The 17066-nt window shown below is 65.9% G+C and carries 7 protein-coding genes, 2 rRNA genes and 1 pseudogene; all 10 read right to left on the bottom strand.

Translation table 11 applies throughout. The features are described from left to right. Window positions 1–171: 171 nt before the first annotated feature. The gene (locus KY500_RS17410; RefSeq protein ID WP_219901602.1) at window positions 172–1158 is read right to left on the bottom strand and encodes an NAD-dependent epimerase/dehydratase family protein; all 987 of its coding nucleotides are present in this window, start codon (window positions 1156–1158) and stop codon (window positions 172–174) included. Further along, window positions 1155–4015 (bottom strand): annotated as a pseudogene (locus KY500_RS17400) (alpha/beta fold hydrolase). The gene KY500_RS17410 and the pseudogene KY500_RS17400 overlap by 4 nt, the downstream one beginning before the upstream one ends. Beyond that, window positions 4012–5013 (bottom strand): 3-oxoacyl-ACP synthase III, encoded by a 1002-nt coding sequence (locus KY500_RS17395; RefSeq protein WP_066591820.1) that lies wholly within the window; start codon window positions 5011–5013, stop codon window positions 4012–4014. Before KY500_RS17395 ends, KY500_RS17400 begins: the two are co-directional and overlap by 4 nt. 217 nt (window positions 5014–5230) lie before the next feature. After that, a complete protein-coding gene (locus KY500_RS17390; RefSeq protein ID WP_219901600.1) occupies window positions 5231–5854 on the bottom strand; it encodes a YrhK family protein in 624 nt (207 codons plus the stop codon). A 43-nt stretch (window positions 5855–5897) separates the two neighbouring features. Beyond that, entirely contained in the window at window positions 5898–9524 is a 3627-nt protein-coding gene (locus KY500_RS17385; protein ID WP_219901599.1) for a bifunctional proline dehydrogenase/L-glutamate gamma-semialdehyde dehydrogenase, read from the bottom strand. Next, window positions 9521–10543: an adenosine deaminase gene (locus tag KY500_RS17380; protein WP_219901598.1), complete on the bottom strand. Its 1023-nt coding sequence runs from the start codon at window positions 10541–10543 to the stop codon at window positions 9521–9523. The genes KY500_RS17385 and KY500_RS17380 overlap by 4 nt, the downstream gene beginning before the upstream one ends. A 256-nt stretch (window positions 10544–10799) precedes the next feature. After that, on the bottom strand, window positions 10800–11552 hold the full coding sequence (locus tag KY500_RS17375) for an ATP-binding protein (RefSeq protein WP_219901597.1): 753 nt from the start codon (window positions 11550–11552) through the stop codon (window positions 10800–10802). Next, window positions 11549–13120 (bottom strand): IS21 family transposase, encoded by a 1572-nt coding sequence (gene istA, locus KY500_RS17370; RefSeq protein ID WP_219901596.1) that lies wholly within the window; start codon window positions 13118–13120, stop codon window positions 11549–11551. Before istA ends, KY500_RS17375 begins: the two co-directional genes overlap by 4 nt. A gap of 456 nt (window positions 13121–13576) precedes the next feature. Beyond that, window positions 13577–13693 (bottom strand): 5S ribosomal RNA (gene rrf, locus KY500_RS17365). A 125-nt stretch (window positions 13694–13818) separates the two neighbouring features. Beyond that, window positions 13819–16947 (bottom strand): 23S ribosomal RNA (locus KY500_RS17360). Window positions 16948–17066 lie beyond the last annotated feature (119 nt).

The raw sequence follows: 17066 nt of genomic DNA, 5'->3' as shown, positions 1-17066 counted from the left end.
CTGACAAGACACTTGAGGCCCACTCGACGGGCCGCAATGGGCTCCAACTGGCAACTCGCCGCCGCCCTCCCCCGCGACATGGCATTTGAGGCCCCTTCCGCGCACAAATAGCGGCCTCAACTGGCAAGTCACGGGCGGGCGGCGCAGGGCGGGCGGTGCGGCGGGCGGGCGTCAGGCTTCGGGCGGGGCCGCGGATGCGTAGGAGGCGGCCAGTCGGGCCAGGCCCTCGTCGAGGGTGACCGCGGGCGTCCAGCGGAGGTCGGCGCGGGTGCGGCGCTGATCGAACCAGTGCGCCGTGGACAGCTGCTCGGCCAGGAACCGGGTCATCGGCGGCTCGTCGGCGCCGGGGAACACCCGCCACGCGGCCTCAATGACGGATCCGGCCGCGCGGGCGACACCGGCCGGAACGCTCCAGGCGGGCGTGGCCACGCCGGCCGCCTGGCAGATGCCGGCCAGCAACTCGGCCACCGGCCGGGGCTCGCCGTTGGTGATCACATAGGCGTTGCCGTGCACGGCATCCACTCGCTCGAGGGCGGCGGCGATGGCGTCGGCGGCGTTGTCGATGTAGGTGGAGTCGATCAGGGCGGCACCGTGGCCGAGTATCGGCAGCCGGCCGGCGCGGGCACGCTCCACAATGCGGGCGATCAGCTGGGTGTCGCCGGGGCCCCAGACGAGGTGGGGCCGCACCACCACGACCCGCAGGTCTTCGGAGTCGGCGGCGAGCGCCAGCAGCTCCGCGGCGGCCTTGGTGCGCGCGTAGTCACCACGGGCGTGCTCGGGGTCGGCGGGCAGTGCATCGTCGCCCGTGATGGAGCTGCCGGAGTGCGCGACCGACGGCGATGACACGAACACCATGCGTTGCACGCCCGAGGCGCGGGCCGCGGCGATCAGGCTGCGGGTGCCGTCCACGTTGACGGCGTCGAACTCGGCGTGCGAGCCGGCCAGCGAGACCTTCGCGGCCAGGTGCACGATGGCGTCGACGCCGGCTACCGCGGCAGCCACGTCCGATGGCTCGGTGATCGAGCCCAAGGCATCCGTGGCGCCGGTCACACCGCTGGGCCGACGCTGGAAGCATCGCACCTCGTGGCCGGCGGCCACGATCGCGGCCGCGACGGCACGGCCGAGGAAGCCGCTGGCCCCGGTGACCAGGACCCTCATGGCTGGGTCAGCCTGGCACCCGTGAGGATTCCCTGCGCCCAGCCGGCCAGGCGGGTGCGGTCGATCTTCGAGTTGTGGCGGATGTCGGTGGGCAAGTGCGGCACCACGAGAACGGCCGCGATGGGCTGGCCGGCGACCATCCGCACGTCCTCCGCGAGACCGGGTCCGGCCAGGCCGACACGGGCGGCGGCAGGGACGGTCTCGACGACGATGACGACCTGCTGGCTGCCGGCCGGGCCGACTCCCACGGCCGCGGCGCGGCTCACATCGGTCAGCGCCGACACCGCCAGCTCCGGTCCGACCGGGGTAACGACGCCGTGCGCGGTGGTGATGACGTGCGGCAGGCGGCCCTCGACCCAGAGCCGTCCGGCGGAGTCGAGGTGGCCCACGTCTCCCGTGCGGTGCCAGCGTTCGCCGGCTGCCACGGAACGGGTGGCGGCGAGGTCGGTGAGCCAGAGCCTGTCGTAGTGGTCCTTCACGTGCGGGGCGGAGACCACGATCTCCCCGGTGACCTGCGGAGTTTCGGAGATCTCGCCGACAGCGGCCCGGTCTCGTCGAGGGCGCTGATGCGCACCCGGGTGGTGGCGGTGGGTCGGCCGACGCACACGCCACCTGGCCGGCGTGCGACGTCGTCGCGGGCGGCCTCACGGATACCGTCGAGGGTGATGTCGGTCATCAACAGGCCCTCGGTCATGCCGTAGGGAGTGTGGGCCGTGGCTCCAGGCATGAGCGCCGCGGCCGAGGCGAGGAGCGGCTCCGACACGGGGGCGCCGGCGGAGAGGAAGCTGCGCACACCGGCCAGCGCGTCGCGGTCGGCGCCGGTGAGGGCCGCCTGGGTAGCCACGACGTTCGCCAGCGCGGCCGGGGAGAGGAACACGACGGTGGCGTCGATGGCGGCCACCGCGGCGGCCACGGCGGTGGCGGTGAGGGTCTTGGGCGCGGTGACGTCCATGTCGGGCGTCACCGACCGGGCCCCGAGGGCCGGACCGAGCAGGGCGAACGGCGCGAAGCCGGCCACCAGGCCGGTGCCGCGACCCACGCCGTATTGGCCGTTCAGCGCCTGGCTCACGGCGGAGAGCTGGCCGTGCGTGTAGACCACGCCCTTCGCCGGCCCGGTCGAGCCGGAGGTGAAGAGCACCGCGGCCACGTCGTCGGCCTGAGGCTGCTCGGGGAGCTCCTCGTCACGGCCCAGCGAGATGAGGTCCGCGAGGGCGTAGGAGACGCCGAGGGCACGGCGGCTGACGGTCGGGAGCCGGCTGGTCGAGATCTTCTGGCCGGGCCAGCGGAGCGCGCGGGCGGCCATCAAGCCGGGCAGCGCGCCGATGACGTGGTCGGGGCGGGCACCGCGAACGGCCCGGGTGAGGCCGGTGAGGCCGAGGCCGGCGTCGGCCACGACGACGACGGCACCGAGCCGGACACAGGCGTAGAGCACGGCGGTGAGGTCGGCGCTGGGCGGCACGAGTAGTGAGACACGGTCGCCGCGGCGCACGCCCACCTGGTGCAGGCCGGCTGCTATCTGGCGCACCCGGAGGGAGAGTAGTCGCCAGCTGACCACGCGGGGGCCGTGGCCGCCGGTGGGGGCCATGTCGATGAGCGCGGTCTCGTCGCTGTCGTGAAGTTCGTCGAGGTAGTGCCAGAGCGGACGGTAGTCGGGCGCCGTGCCCTCGTCGAGCCCCACACGCTCGTCGAGCCCCATACGCTGGTCGAGCCCTACACGCTGGTCGAGCTTGTCGAGACCCGGCGAGTCGTTCTGCGCAAGCGGGGTCTCGACAGGCTCGACCGACGAGACAGGCTCGACCGACGGGACAGGCACGACCGACGAGACAGGCACGACCGGCGCAACCGGCGCAACCGGCGCGGATGTCCGGAGCCAGGTCAGTGCCGCTCCGGCGTAGTCGACGTCCTCGGCGATGAGGTGCCCGGCACCTTCGAAGCGGTGAACGTCGGCGTGCGGCAGCCGGTCGATGAGGTCGTCGAGGTAGCGGTCGCTGAAGATCGGGTCTCGCGGGCCCCAGAGCATGAGGGCGGGCACGGTGAGCTGCCGCAGGGCCTCGGCGATGCGGTCGAGCTCGGCATAGCTGTCGTGCCCGGCGTCCACGGGGATGTCGGCGACGAATCCGCCGATGCCGCCGCGTCGCGCGGGGCCGCGGTAGGGCGCCCGGTAGGCGTTCTTCACAGCAGCGGGCAGGGCCGGGTGCCCGAGGGCCAGGGTGGTGTCCAGGAACGCCGGGGTGAGCACGGTGCCTGCACTGAGCATCCCCCGGGCCAGGGCGAGGCGCAGCGGGGCGGGGATCGCCTCGGTCTCGCTCTGGTGGATTGCGGTGTTCAGCAGCATCACGCCGGCCAGCAGCTCCGGATGGTCGACTGCCCAGCCGAGGGAGACGACGCCGCCCCAGTCGTGCCCGAAGGTGACGACGGGGCCTGTGAGGGCGAGGGTGCGGGTGAGGTCGTCGAGGTCTTGCACCCGTCGGGCCAGCGGCCGGGCGACGCCGGTGCGTTCGGAGTAGCCCATGTCGAGCTGGTCGACCGCGATAACCCGCCAGGCCTCTCCGCCGGCGGCTGCGGATGCCGTGGCCTGCGCCACCAGGTCACGCCAGAGATAGGACCAGGTGGGGTTGCCGTGCACGCAGAGCACCGTGCCGACCGGCTCGAGGCCCAGTTCGGCCAGCCGCTCCCCATTGTCGAGCAGGTGCCAGGCGTGGCTGTCCCCGGTAGGGCCGCCGGCGAGACCGTTGTCGAGGCCGCTCTCGCGCACATCCACGATGCGGGACCAGGCCGCCTCGAGCCCGGGGAGGCCGCTCGGCGGAACGCTCGCCGGAACAAGGGCCGACGCGACACGCGGCAGCCGGTACCTCACCACTGGATCTCCATCATGGCCGTGTTGAGGCCGGAGCCGACGCCCATCAAGAGCACCCGGTTGCCGGGTTCGAGCTTGGCCGCCTCCTGGGAGAGCGTGATCGGGATGGACGCGGGGCCCACGTTGCCGTAGGTCGGGTACGTCAGCGGCACCCGGCTGCGGTCCAGGCCGGTGGCCTTCACAATGGCGTTGGTGTGCACATCCGAGACCTGGTGCAGGATGTAGCGGTCCATGTTCGACCAGCTCCAGTCTCGTTTGGCTTCGGTCCAGGCCGAGACGACCAGTTCCATGCCGCCTTTGAGCAGGGCCTTGGCGTCGGTGAACATGCCGTCCACGCTGCCGACGCAGAGGTCGTTGAACTGGGTCGCGGCGCGGGTGACGCCACCGAGGATGCGGTGCCCCTCTGGGTGCGCATCCGCACGGCCGAGCACGGCCGCGGCCGCACCGGAGCCGAGGGTGAGGCTGGCGAACTCGCTCATGAAGTCCTTGCGGCCGATGTCGGGCCGGCCGAGACGTTCGATGGTGTTGGTCTGGATCTCGTCGGCGTCCTCACCGTCGATGATCACCGCGTACTTGATCTGGCCAGAGTCGATGAGCTGCGCCGCCAGGGTCATGCCATTGACGAAGCCCAGGCAGGCGTTGGCGATGTCGAAGTTCGTCGCCGAGGACGGCAGGCCGAGACCGTGGTGGATGCGCACCGCCACGGAGGGTTCGAGGTGCTTGCGGGTCACCGAGGTGTTGATCATCAACCCGACCTCGCTTGGGTCGACCCCAGCCTGGGCCAGGGCGCGCTTGCCGGCCTCGACAGCGGCGTCGTCGAACGCCTGGCCTTCGGCCCAGTTGCGTCGCTCGTGCACACCGGCGACCCGCTGGAGGAGCCCCTTGGGCAGGCGGAGGCGCTTGAGCGCGGGCTGCAGGCGCCGGTCGATCTCCTCCGAGGTCGTGATGCGGGGAGCGATAGTGGTGGCGACCGACAACAACGCGACATTGCGGTGCATCGTTGTTGCGTTTCCGTCCAACGGGTTCCCCTGTCGAGTTATGAGTGGCGACAAATCATGTCCTATCGATTTTCTCCCAGTAGTCTGAGTGGCAACCGTGCGTAGGCTGAGGCCTGCGCTGGTCGCCGGAAAATGGCGGCCGTCGAGATGGCTACCCTCCATTATCAGCCTTTCCGTTCGTGTTGCCGTTACCCGGCACGGCCCCGCCTCCTCCGGCTCACGTCAGCCGCGGAGTGCCCGGGCGGGTCAGAACCGCGGCCACGAGAAAACAGACACCACCGGCGATGGTGCCCGCCGCGGCCCAGCCGGCCAGAAACTCCGCCCCGGTGCCGGGAACCGGATACGCGCCGATGGCCGCGAGGCCGAAGGCCACCGATCCGAGCAGGTTGAGCCAGGTGCTCCGCCAGGTGCGCGCCCTCGGGTCCCAGAGCGAGTCCCGTCCGGTGGTGGCCACGACCGCGAGGACGCTGGCGACGAGGAAGCAGACCGAGCCGAACGCATCCGGTCGCCAGCCGGTGCGGGTGCCGCCCAGGCTCGCCGAGAGCGCCGTAGCGGTGCTGAGATTGAAGAAGAGCGTGCCGGCGAACTGGATGGCCGCCGCCCACCAGTCGAACCTGTCGGGCCGGTTGGTCGTGCTGCGCGGTGGCCGCCGACCGCTGAGATTGAGTTGGATGAACGCCGCGAGGGTGAAGAACAGCGCCCCGATGAAGAAGGTGAGGTTGTCCACGACGGGCCCGACCGCGCCGAGGTAGCCGGGCAGGGCGCCGAGGATGAACAACGCCGATCCGACGATGAAGCCCCAGGCTTCACGCCGCAGACGCAGCCATCGTGGTGCCCTCACTGCGTCACCTCGCCTCCGGCCTCCGGCCGCAGCCATTATGGCGCTAGACGACCTCGTCCGTGAGGGTGCTCGGGTTGCCGAAGCGGTGGTTGGTGATGGAGATGGCCTGCTCGCGCAGGAACGGGAGCAGTTCGACCCGCCCGGACTGGGTCACCGGATGCGCGTACACGGCGATGTCGGGGCTGCCGTCGACCGCGGCGGCGAACGCCGACGCATCCGCGGCCGCGCCGGTCACCGGGTCGCTGCCGATCAGGCGCACCCGGCTCGTGGTCACGCCCCCGGCGGCCACGCGGGCCAGCCACTCGTCGTCGCTCTCGATGATCACGGGGATGTCGCGCGGCGCGAGCACGGCGCGCACCTTGGGCGGCACCGGGATCGCGCTGGAGACCACGAACCGGGACTTGGACACCAAACCGGCCGCGATGACCCTCAAGAGCAGGGCCAGATTGCCGTCGTCGCCGAGCCGCACTGTGACGGGCAGCGCGCAGTAGCGGAACAGGTTGCGCTCCAGGCCGAGCTCCGACACGTCGGTGACGGTGCCGAACTCCTCACGCCAGGCCAGGGCGTCGCTGAGCGCCGAGCGCCGCAACACGTCGAAGTCCTCATAGGGCAAGGACGGCTGCGAGGCCTCGATAAGGTCGGTGATGCGCTGTTCGAGCCCACGCAGGTGCAGGGTGGAGCTGTTCTTGCCGGGGTCGGTCACCCAGCCGCCGAGTCCGAACAGGTAGTTCGGTCCGCCGGCCTTGCTGCCGGCGCCGACGGCCGAGCGCTTCCAGCCACCGAACGGCTGCCGTTGCACGATCGCGCCGGTGATGCCGCGGTTCACGTAGAGGTTGCCCGCCTGCACGGTGTCGACCCACGGGGCGATCTCGTCGGCATCGAGGGAGTGCAGCCCGGCCGTCAGTCCGTAGTCGACGGCGTTCTGGTAGCGGATGGCTTCCTCGAGCGTGCGCGCGTGCATGACGCCGAGCACCGGGCCGAAGAACTCGGTGAGGTGGAAGTACGACCCGGCGGCCACACCGGTGCGGATCCCGGGCGACCAGAGCTGGCCGACTCCGGTCTCCAGGGTGTCATCGAGCAGCTTCGGCTCCACCAGCCACTTCTCGCCGGCGCCGAGCTCGGTGAGGGCGTGCAGCAGTTTGCCGCTCGCGGGCTCGATGATGGGCCCCATTTGGCTGTCGGGATCGGCGGGTCGGCCTACGCGCAGCGAGGTCGCCGCATCCACGAGCTGACCGAGGAACCGGGTGGAGCGGGCGACCGAGCCGACCAGGATCACCAGGCTCGCGGCCGAGCACTTCTGGCCGGCATGACCGAAGGCGCTCCTGATCACGTCGGCGGCCGCGAGGTCGAGGTCGGCGGCCGGAGTCACGATGATCGCGTTCTTACCGCTGGTCTCGGCCAGCAGCGGAAGGTCTTCGCGCAGGCCCCGGAAGAGTTTCGCGGTCTCGTACGCTCCCGTGAGGATGACCCGATCGACGTCGGGGTGAGCGAGCAGCCGGCTGCCGAGCGCCCGATCGGGCAGGTCGACAAGGGCGAGCAGATCACGGGGAACTCCGGCCTCCCACAGGGCCTCGGCGAGGACGGCGCCGGTGCGCTGGGCCAGGGTGGCCGGCTTGAGGATCACGCCGGAGCCCGCGGCCAGGGCGGCGAGCACCCCACCGGCCGGGATCGCCACCGGGAAGTTCCACGGCGGGGTGACCACGGTGAGCCGGGAGGGAACGAAAATGGCGCCCTGCACGGCGTCGAGGTCGCGGGCGCGTTCGGCGTAGTAGTGCGCGAAGTCGACGGCCTCGCTCACTTCGGGGTCGCCCTCGGCGATGGTCTTGCCGGTCTCGCTCGCCATCACCTCGATCAGGTCGGCACGGTGTGCGGCCAGGGCCACCCCGGCCCGGTGCAGGATGATCGCCCGTTCGGCGCCGGACTTCCGGGCCCAGTCGGCGGCGGCCCGGGTGACGGTTCCGATGACCTCGTCGAGCGTGTCGGCGTCGGCGATACGGGCGGCACGGATGCCGTCGCGGCCGAGGGCGGACGTCTCCACGCGGGCCAGGATGGCCCGGCCCCAGTCACGGTTGGCAGGCAGGGACGGGTCGGTGTCGGGTTCGTTGCGGAACCCGCCGAGCACCGACCTGCTGCGCGAAACCGATCCGCGGGTGAGCCCGAGCACCAGAGCGGTGAGGTTGGGGTCATCCGCTTCGGGCGGCGGCATGGTGAGGGCAGGCTCGTCGGCCGCGGGCAGCGGTTCGAGGGGGACGACCACCGACCGGTCCTGGCCGCGGTTGGGCGGCGAGGCCTGGATGCTGCCCCGTCGCGCGTCGGAGCCGGACTGAAGGTTCGCCAGGGAGGCGAGAAAGCGTTCCTTCTCCCGGTCGAATAGGGCCGGGGTGTCGACGAGCTCGAAGACCGCCGACATGAAGTTCTCCTCGCTCGCGTTCTCTTCGAGGCGGCGGATGAGGTAGCTGATGGCCACGTCGAATTCGGCGGGGTTCACGACCGGGGTGTAGAGCAGCAGCCGGCCGACGTCCTTCTTCACGGCCTCGGCCTGGCTGGTGGCCATGCCCAGGAGCATCTCAAACTCGATGCGGTCGTCCACGCCCCGCGACTGCGCCAGCAGGTGGGCATAGGCCACATCGAAGAGGTTGTGCCCGGCGACGCCGATGCGCACAGCATCCGTGTTCTGCGGGGTCAGCGCCCAGCTCAGCACTCGCTTGTAGTTGGTGTCGGTGTCTTGCTTGCTGGAGTAGGTGGCCAGCGGCCAGCCGTGTACGACAGCGTCCACGTGCTCCATGGCGAGATTGGCGCCCTTGACGACCCGCACCTTGATGGGCGCGCCGCCGCCGGCCCGGCGGGCATGCGCCCACTGGGTGAGCCCCTGCAGTGCGCCGAGGGCTTCGGGCAGGTAGGCCTGCAGCACGATGCCGGCCTCGAGGTTCATCAGGCGGGGCTGATCGAGGATGCGTTCGAAGACCGCGATGGTGAGGTCGAGGTCGCGGTACTCCTCCATGTCGAGGTTGATGAACTTGGGGGTCGGCGAGGCCGCGGCCAGTTCGTAGAGCGGGGTGAGCCGGGCGACGACCCGGTCGACGGCTTCGTCGAACGCCCACATCGACAGCTGGCTGGCGATCGAGGAGACCTTGATGGACACGTAGTCCACGTCGTCGCGAGCCAGTAGCGCCCGGGTGCCCTCGAGGCGGCGGAGCGCCTCCTTCTCGCCGAGCACGGCCTCGCCGAGCAGGTTGATGTTGAGCCGGTTGCCCGATGCGCGCAGGTGTTCGATCGCCGGACCGAGTTTGTCGGGACTGGCGTCGACAACCAGGTGACCCACCATCTGGCGCAGCACCTTGCGGGCCGCGGGGATGACCACCCAGGGCAGCACCGGTCCCATCACACCGCCCACGCTGATGGCGCCGCGCAGGGCCGGCGGCAGGAAGGCGGGCGCGAGCCTGGCCACCCGCTGCAGGTTGTACCCGGCGACCATCACGTCCTCGGGCCGCATCACTCCGTCAACGAAGCCCACGGTGAAGTCGAGCCCGTTCGGATCCTTCAGCACCCCGGCCAAACGTTCCGCCGACACATCCGCCGGGATTGTCGCGCTGTCGGCCAGCCACTTGGTGACGAGGGCTACCGCCTCCGCACCGAGGTCCTGCTGCACGTGAGGAAGGGGATTGCTCATGCTCCCGAGGTTAGTCGCAGCAGGCCCTCGAGATGCTCGTCCACGGCGGCGATGTGCCGGAGTTTTTCGGCTTCGGGCAGGAAGGACGCCCGGAAGGAATTGCGGGCCAGGGTAGCCATCTGCTGCGGCGACAGGGCAAACTCGCTCTGCACCGCGTTGAGGTTGTCGTCGACGTAGCCGCCGAAGTAGGCCGGGTCGTCGCTGCTGATCGTCACGAGCAGACCCTCTGCGAGCATCGCGGGCAGCGGATGCACGCCGAGCTCCGGAACCGCCTGCAGGCAGACGTTCGAGAGCGGGCACACCGTGAGCGGGATCTGCCACTTGCGGAGGTGTTCGATGAGGTCGGGGTCTTCGATGGCGCGGATGCCGTGGTCGACCCGTTCCACGCCGAGCAGGTCGAGGGCTTCGTGCACGTAATCCGGTCCGCCCTCCTCGCCGGCGTGGGCGACGCGGTGCAGGCCCAGCGCGGCGGCCTTGGCGAAGACCTCGGTGAACAACGAGGGCGGGAAGCCGACCTCCGCAGAGTCGAGCCCCACACCGATGAATTGGTCGAGGTAGGGGACGGCCGCGTCGAGGGTCTCCAGGGCAGCCGCACCGCCGAGGTGGCGGAGGAAGCAGAGGATCAGGTCGGCGGAGAGGCCCAGAGTGGCGCGGGCCTCGGTGAGGGCGCGGGTGAGCCCGGCGAACACCACGTCGAGCGCGATGCCGTTGGCCAGGTGGGTCTGCGGGTCGAAGAAGATCTCCGCCCGGCGCACGCCGGCCGCCGTGGCCCGGGTGAGGTAAGCCATTCCGAGATCGTAGAAGTCGGCTTCGGTGCGCAGCACAGCCAGGTTGGCGTAGTAGATATCGAGGAACGACTGCAGGTCGGTGAACCTGTAGAGCTCCCGGAGCGCCTCCGGGTCGTAGCTGGGCAGTTCGACGCCGTTCCGCCGAGCGAGCGTGACCAGCAGCTCGGTCTCGAGGGTGCCCTCGATGTGCACGTGCAGTTCCGCGACGGGCCAGGCGGCGTCGGTCTTCAATTCGTCTCCCGCTCGTTCAGGCTTCGATCGCCTCAGGGCGATCGTCAGAGTGAAATCCCCACGCTAGCGCCTCCGGTCGCTGTGTCTCCCCCGACGCTCGTCGAGCCCGTCGAGACCCGCCAACGGGACGGGCATGGTGCTGAGTATTTGCGGGTTTGGGGGCCAGTGAATATTGCCTTCGGGGGCCACCGGTATCGCCTTTGGGGGCCGTGCAGTCGCGCGGTCGGGGGCCAGTGGCGCCCGACCGCGCGAGTGTCTATGCCGTGACCTGGCCGGCGGTGTGTTCTCTCATGTTGTGGCCGCCGGTCTCGACCCAGATGGTGTTGTGCACGATGCGGTCCATGATCGCGTCGGCGTGAACCCCAGAACCGAGGCGCTGGTGCCAATCCTTCTGGGCGTACTGGGTGCAGAACACCGTTGATGCGTGGTCGTAGCGCCGCTCGAGGAGCTCCAGAAGCATGCTCCTGGTGCTCTCGTCGGGCTCGTCCAGGAGCCACTCGTCGATTACCAGCAGCGAGAACGCGGCGTACTTGTTCAGGAACTTCGTGGTCCCAGACGGCTTGTCTCGGGCAAGCTGCCAGGCCTCTTCGAGTTCTGGCATCCGGATGTAGTGTGCTCGCACCCGGTGCATGCATGCTGCCTTCGCCAGTGCGCAGCCCAGATACGATTTCCCTGACCCGGTGAAGCCCTGGAACACGACGTTCTGCTGCCGGTCGATGAACGAGCAGGTGCCCAGGCCGGCGATCATCGACCGGTCGAGGCCGCGTTCCTCGACGAGGTCCAGGCGGCGCAGGTCCGCGTTCGGATAGCGCAGGTTCGCTCGGCGGATCAGCCCCTCCACCTTGGTTTGGGTGAAGACGGAGTGGGCGTCATCGACGGCCAGTTTGATCTTTTCCTCGAACGCCAAACCCAGCGTCAGGACGTCGTCTTGGGCGTCGAACGCGTCCAACAGGGTGGTCACTCCCATTTCGCGGAGTTTGCGTTTGGTCTCGATGTCGATCCGGCTCATCGTGCACCGCTTCCTGCGTAGTAGTCGGCGCCGCGGACGTATCCGCCAGATTCGGGCTCGGTGGGCTCGAAACGCGGAATCCTGCGGGTGCCTGTCTTGTCTTGCCCGGTCTCCAGGATCGGCTGTAAGTGCGCATACCGGGGAGAGCGAACACGACCCTCCAATGCGATCTGACACGCTCTTTCCACTCGCGCGCTGGAGTAGCGGCGGCTGAGCCGCAGCACTGCCAGGGCAGCGTCGAACCCCTGTTCCTCCACCGGCACGGCCTCGAAGATCCTGTTCACCACGGTCACCATGTTCGGGCCGACCCGCTCCGCCCAGGCCCGGATCCTCACGGTGTCCCACTCCCGATATTTCTCGCCCTGGGGCTGGTCGGCATCGTTGGTGCGGTATTCGTTCACGACATGCTCGCCGAACAACAGGTGGCTGGTGAGCCGCTCATGATTCCGGTAAACCTCTAACACTTGGCTGGTGATGCGCAGATCGACGGCCTGGCCGATCTGGGCGTAGGGGGCGGAGTAGAAGTTCTTTTCCCAGACCACATGCCCGTTCTTCTGCACCCGGCGCCCCATGATCCACCGGCTGATCTCATACGGAGCTGATGGCAACGGCCGCAGCAACGCCTTCTCCTCGCTATCGAACACGCTCAGGCGCGAGCCGGCGCGTTTCTGAAACGGCTCCCGGTTGTAGGCATCGATGCGTTCGTGGATCGCGGTGCGCAGTTCGGGAAGCGTTCCGAAACGCCGATGACGCAGCCCGGCGATCACCCAGGTGGCGACGTGGGAGACCGTGTTTTCCACTGATGGTTTGTCTTTTGGTGACCGGGGGCGGCCCGGCAGCACTGCGGCCGAGTAGTGCGCCGCCATTTCGCGGTATGCGTCGTTCAACACGACCTCACCCTCGCGAGGGTGCTTGATCACGCCGGTCTTCAGGTTGTCGGGCACGATCCTAGGAACCGTTCCACCAAACCACTCGAATATTGCCACGTTGGCCAGCAGCCAGGTGTCTTGCCGCATATCCAGCGCCGGCTCGACGAACGAATACCGAGAGAACGGCAGGCACGCGACGAACAAATACACCCGAGACATCTCCCCGGTGACCGGGTCAGTGAGCTGCATCGTCGGCCCCGACCAGTCGACCTCGACCGTCCGCCCGGCCTTGTGGTCCACCCGAGACGCCGCCCCAGTGACCAACGCATGTGCCCCGTAAGACTTGCAGAACCGGTCGTAACCCATCGCCGGCTGCCCCGCCACTGTGCACCGGTCGACGTACTCGCCATGGAGCAGCTTCAGCGTCACCCCGACCTTGGCGAGCTCTTTGTGCACCCCGTCCCAATCAGGCTGCACGAATACACTCTCGTGCTCGCCCCGACCCGGGAACAGCAGCGCATACACCTCGGCCTCGCTACGACCGGCAAGACCGTCACTGCCAATGACAGCCTTCTCGGCGGCATCGAACACCGCCAGCACACTCTTGCGCGACATGCCCTGCGCGATCGCGATCGCGCGCCCCGTCATGCCTTCGGCTCTGAGCTGAAGCACGAGCTTCGCGTTGATCCTTCGTACCATTGTTGATTACTCCTTCTGCCGCGTGCCTATACACGCGGCGGAAGGAGCTAAGCAGATGGCCCCCAACAGCAATATTCGGTGGCCCCCGAGCACGCTACCGGCCACACCACCCGGTGGCCCCCAAAGTCGATAACGGTGGCCCCCAGGAGCGCTAATACTCAGTGCGGTTCGAAGGTCGGCCTACGGGGTCTCGACAGGCTCGACCGACGTGTGGTGGGGCATCCAGGGCGTGGTCGCGGATGCCTGCGGGACGCTCCCGCCTCGCTGGTCGAGCTCGTCGAGACCTGGTGACGGGACGGGTGTGGTGGGGTTTGGAGGCCGACCTACGGGGTCTTGACGGGTTCGACCGGGGTGGGGTGAGGCAGCCGGGACGTGGTCGCGGAGGGCAGCGGCGTGGGGGTTAAACGCAGAAAAGCCACCCCGGTCGGGGTGGCTTTTCTGGTGTTTCTAAGTTAAGTCCGGCGGTGTCCTACTCTCCCACAGGGTCCCCCCTGCAGTACCATCGGCGCAAAGAGTCTTAGCTTCCGGGTTCGGAATGTGACCGGGCGTTTCCCTCTTGCTATAGCCGCCGAAACATCTTTCGATGAATCGAACCTATATTTTTAGTTATAGAGCCCACACGCTGTGGCGTGGGCGTTGTTCTCGACCGTACATCGAGAACCACATAGTGGACGCATAGCAGCTTATTCAAACTGAGTGTTATCAAATTATCGGCTTATTAGTACCGGTCAGCTCCAAGAGTCTTTAGTCCTCTCTTCCACATCCGGCCTATCAACGCAGTAGTCTAGCTGCGAGCCTCTCCCCCTAAGGGATGGAAATCTCATCTCGAAGCCGGCTTCCCGCTTAGATGCTTTCAGCGGTTATCCGTTCCGAACGTAGCTAATCAGCGGTGCTCCTGGCGGAACAACTGACACACCAGAGGTTCGTCCATCCCGGTCCTCTCGTACTAGGGATAGATCTTCTCAAATTTCCTGCGCGCGCAGCGGATAGGGACCGAACTGTCTCACGACGTTCTAAACCCAGCTCGCGTACCGCTTTAATGGGCGAACAGCCCAACCCTTGGGACCTACTCCAGCCCCAGGATGCGACGAGCCGACATCGAGGTGCCAAACCATGCCGTCGATATGGACTCTTGGGCAAGATCAGCCTGTTATCCCCGAGGTACCTTTTATCCGTTGAGCGACAGCGCTTCCACAAGCCACTGCCGGATCACTAGTCCCGACTTTCGTCCCTGCTCGACTTGTCAGTCTCACAGTCAAGCTCCCTTGTGCACTTACACTCGACACCTGATTGCCAACCAGGTTGAGGGAACCTTTGGGCGCCTCCGTTACTTTTTAGGAGGCAACCGCCCCAGTTAAACTACCCACCAGGCACTGTCCCTGAACCGGATCACGGTTCGAAGTTAGGTATCCAATATGACCAGAGTGGTATTTCAACGATGACTCCACCTGAACTAGCGTCCAAGCTTCACAGTCTCCCACCTATCCTACACAAGCCACACCGAACACCAATACCAAGCTGTAGTAAAGGTCACGGGGTCTTTCCGTCCTGCTGCGCGTAACGAGCATCTTTACTCGTAATGCAATTTCGCCGAGTTCGCGGTTGAGACAGCTGGGAAGTCGTTACGCCATTCGTGCAGGTCGGAACTTACCCGACAAGGAATTTCGCTACCTTAGGATGGTTATAGTTACCACCGCCGTTTACTGGGGCTTAAATTCTCAGCTTCGCCTTACGGCTAACCGTTCCTCTTAACCTTCCAGCACCGGGCAGGCGTCAGTCCGTATACATCGTCTTGCGACTTGGCACGGACCTGTGTTTTTAGTAAACAGTCGCTTCCCACTGGTCTCTGCGGCCTTCGAACGCTCCAGGAGTAAATCCCTTCACGCCTCAGGCCCCCCTTCTCCCGAAGTTACGGGGGCATTTTGCCGAGTTCCTTAACCACGATTCTCTCGATCTCCTTAGTATTCTCTACCTGATCACCTGAGTCGGTTTGGGGTACGGGTGACTAAAACCTCGCGTCGATGCTTTTCTTGGCAGCATAGGATCACTGATTTCACCCTTACGGGCTACCCATCGGGTCTCAGCCTTATATGAGAGACGGATTTGCCTATCTCTCGGCCTACATCCTTAGACCGGGACAACCATCGCCCGGCTCAGCTACCTTCCTGCGTCACACCTGTTAATACGCTAACCGCACCAGCATAGGGTCGCACGCTAGGCCTCACGCTTCACCCCGAAGGGATCCATCTAGAGGATTCAGATGCTTAGCATTACTGGATTAGCTTGGACGGTTTTTCATCAGTACGGGAATATAAACCCGTTGTCCATCGACTACGCCTGTCGGCCTCGCCTTAGGTCCCGACTTACCCAGGGCGGATTAGCCTGGCCCTGGAAACCTTGATCTTTCGGAGGACGGGTTTCTCACCCGTCTTTCGCTACTCATGCCTGCATTCTCACTCGTGTAGCCTCCACGGCTGGTTTACACCGCCGCTTCGCTGGCCACACGACGCTCTCCTACCCATCAACACGGCTGAACCAACACCACAAGGGTGCGGCTTACCAAAAATATCAATGCCACAACTTCGGTGGCGTGCTTGAGCCCCGTTACATTGTCGGCGCGGAATCACTTGACCAGTGAGCTATTACGCACTCTTTCAAGGGTGGCTGCTTCTAAGCCAACCTCCTGGTTGTCTATGCAACTCCACATCCTTTCCCACTTAGCACGCGCTTTGGGACCTTAGATGGTGGTCTGGGTTGTTTCCCTCTCGACGATGAAGCTTATCCCCCACCGTCTCACTGCTGCGCTCTCACTTACCGGCATTCGGAGTTTGGCTAACGTCAGTAACCTTTTAGGGCCCATCGGCTATCCAGTAGCTCTACCTCCGGCAAGAAACACGCAACGCTGCACCTAAATGCATTTCGGAGAGAACCAGCTATCACGAAGTTTGATTGGCCTTTCACCCCTATCCACAGCTCATCCCCTCCATTTTCAACTGAAGTGGGTTCGGTCCTCCACGACGTCTTACCGTCGCTTCAACCTGGCCATGGATAGATCACTTCGCTTCGGGTCTAGGACATGCGACTGAATCGCCCTATTCAGACTCGCTTTCGCTACGCATTCCCCTCTCGGGTTAAGCTCGCCACATATCACTAACTCGCAGGCTCATTCTTCAAAAGGCACGCTGTCACACCAACAAAGGGTGCTCCAACGGTTTGTAAGCAAACGGTTTCAGGTACTATTTCACTCCCCTCCCGGGGTACTTTTCACCTTTCCCTCACGGTACTTGTTCACTATCGGTCATGTAGGAGTATTTAGGCTTATCAGGTGGTCCTGACAGATTCACACGGGATTTCTCGGGCCCCGTGCTACTTGGGATACTCTTCGGGCGATTGCTGCATTTCGACTACGGGGTTCGCACCCTCTATGACCAGGCTTTCAATCCTGTTCGTCTATACAACGTTCTAACCCTCACTGTTCGGCAGAAGCAGCAGAAAAGTCCCGCAACCCCGACCATGCAACGCCTGCCGGCTATCACACATGATCGGTTTAGCCTCTTCCGGGTTCGCTCGCCACTACTAACGGAATCACTATTGTTTTCTCTTCCTGTGGGTACTGAGATGTTTCACTTCCCCACGTTCCCTCTACCCGCCCTATATATTCAGGCGGGAGTCACCAGGTCACCTTGCGGGCCTGGCGGGGTTTCCCCATTCGGACATCCTCGGATCACAGTTCGTTTATCAACTCCCCGAGGCTTATCGCAGATTACTACGTCCTTCTTCGGCTCTACATGCCAAGGCATTCACCGTTTGCTCTTGAAAATTTGAAATCACATGAGTTTGAATCGATTAAGTGTCACGAACAAAGTCCGTGACCGAAATTGACCAATGATCACACACTCAAAGAGTGTGTTGATCTTTGTAATTTGACCCCGAAGGGTTCAAATTT

Source organism: Cryobacterium sp. PAMC25264, from assembly GCF_019443325.1.
Lineage (GTDB): Bacteria > Actinomycetota > Actinomycetes > Actinomycetales > Microbacteriaceae > Cryobacterium.
The sequence above is the reverse complement of the archived record's forward strand: the minus strand, read 5'-3'. Positions and strand labels throughout refer to the sequence as shown.

Coding starts and splice junctions, on each gene's coding strand:
- KY500_RS17410 (WP_219901602.1), bottom strand. CDS start 1,158: ATGAGGGTCCTGGTCACCGGGGCCAGCGGCTTCCTCGGCCGTGCCGTC.
- KY500_RS17395 (WP_066591820.1), bottom strand. CDS start 5,013: ATGCACCGCAATGTCGCGTTGTTGTCGGTCGCCACCACTATCGCTCCC.
- KY500_RS17385 (WP_219901599.1), bottom strand. CDS start 9,524: ATGAGCAATCCCCTTCCTCACGTGCAGCAGGACCTCGGTGCGGAGGCG.
- KY500_RS17375 (WP_219901597.1), bottom strand. CDS start 11,552: ATGAGCCGGATCGACATCGAGACCAAACGCAAACTCCGCGAAATGGGA.
- istA (WP_219901596.1), bottom strand. CDS start 13,120: ATGGTACGAAGGATCAACGCGAAGCTCGTGCTTCAGCTCAGAGCCGAA.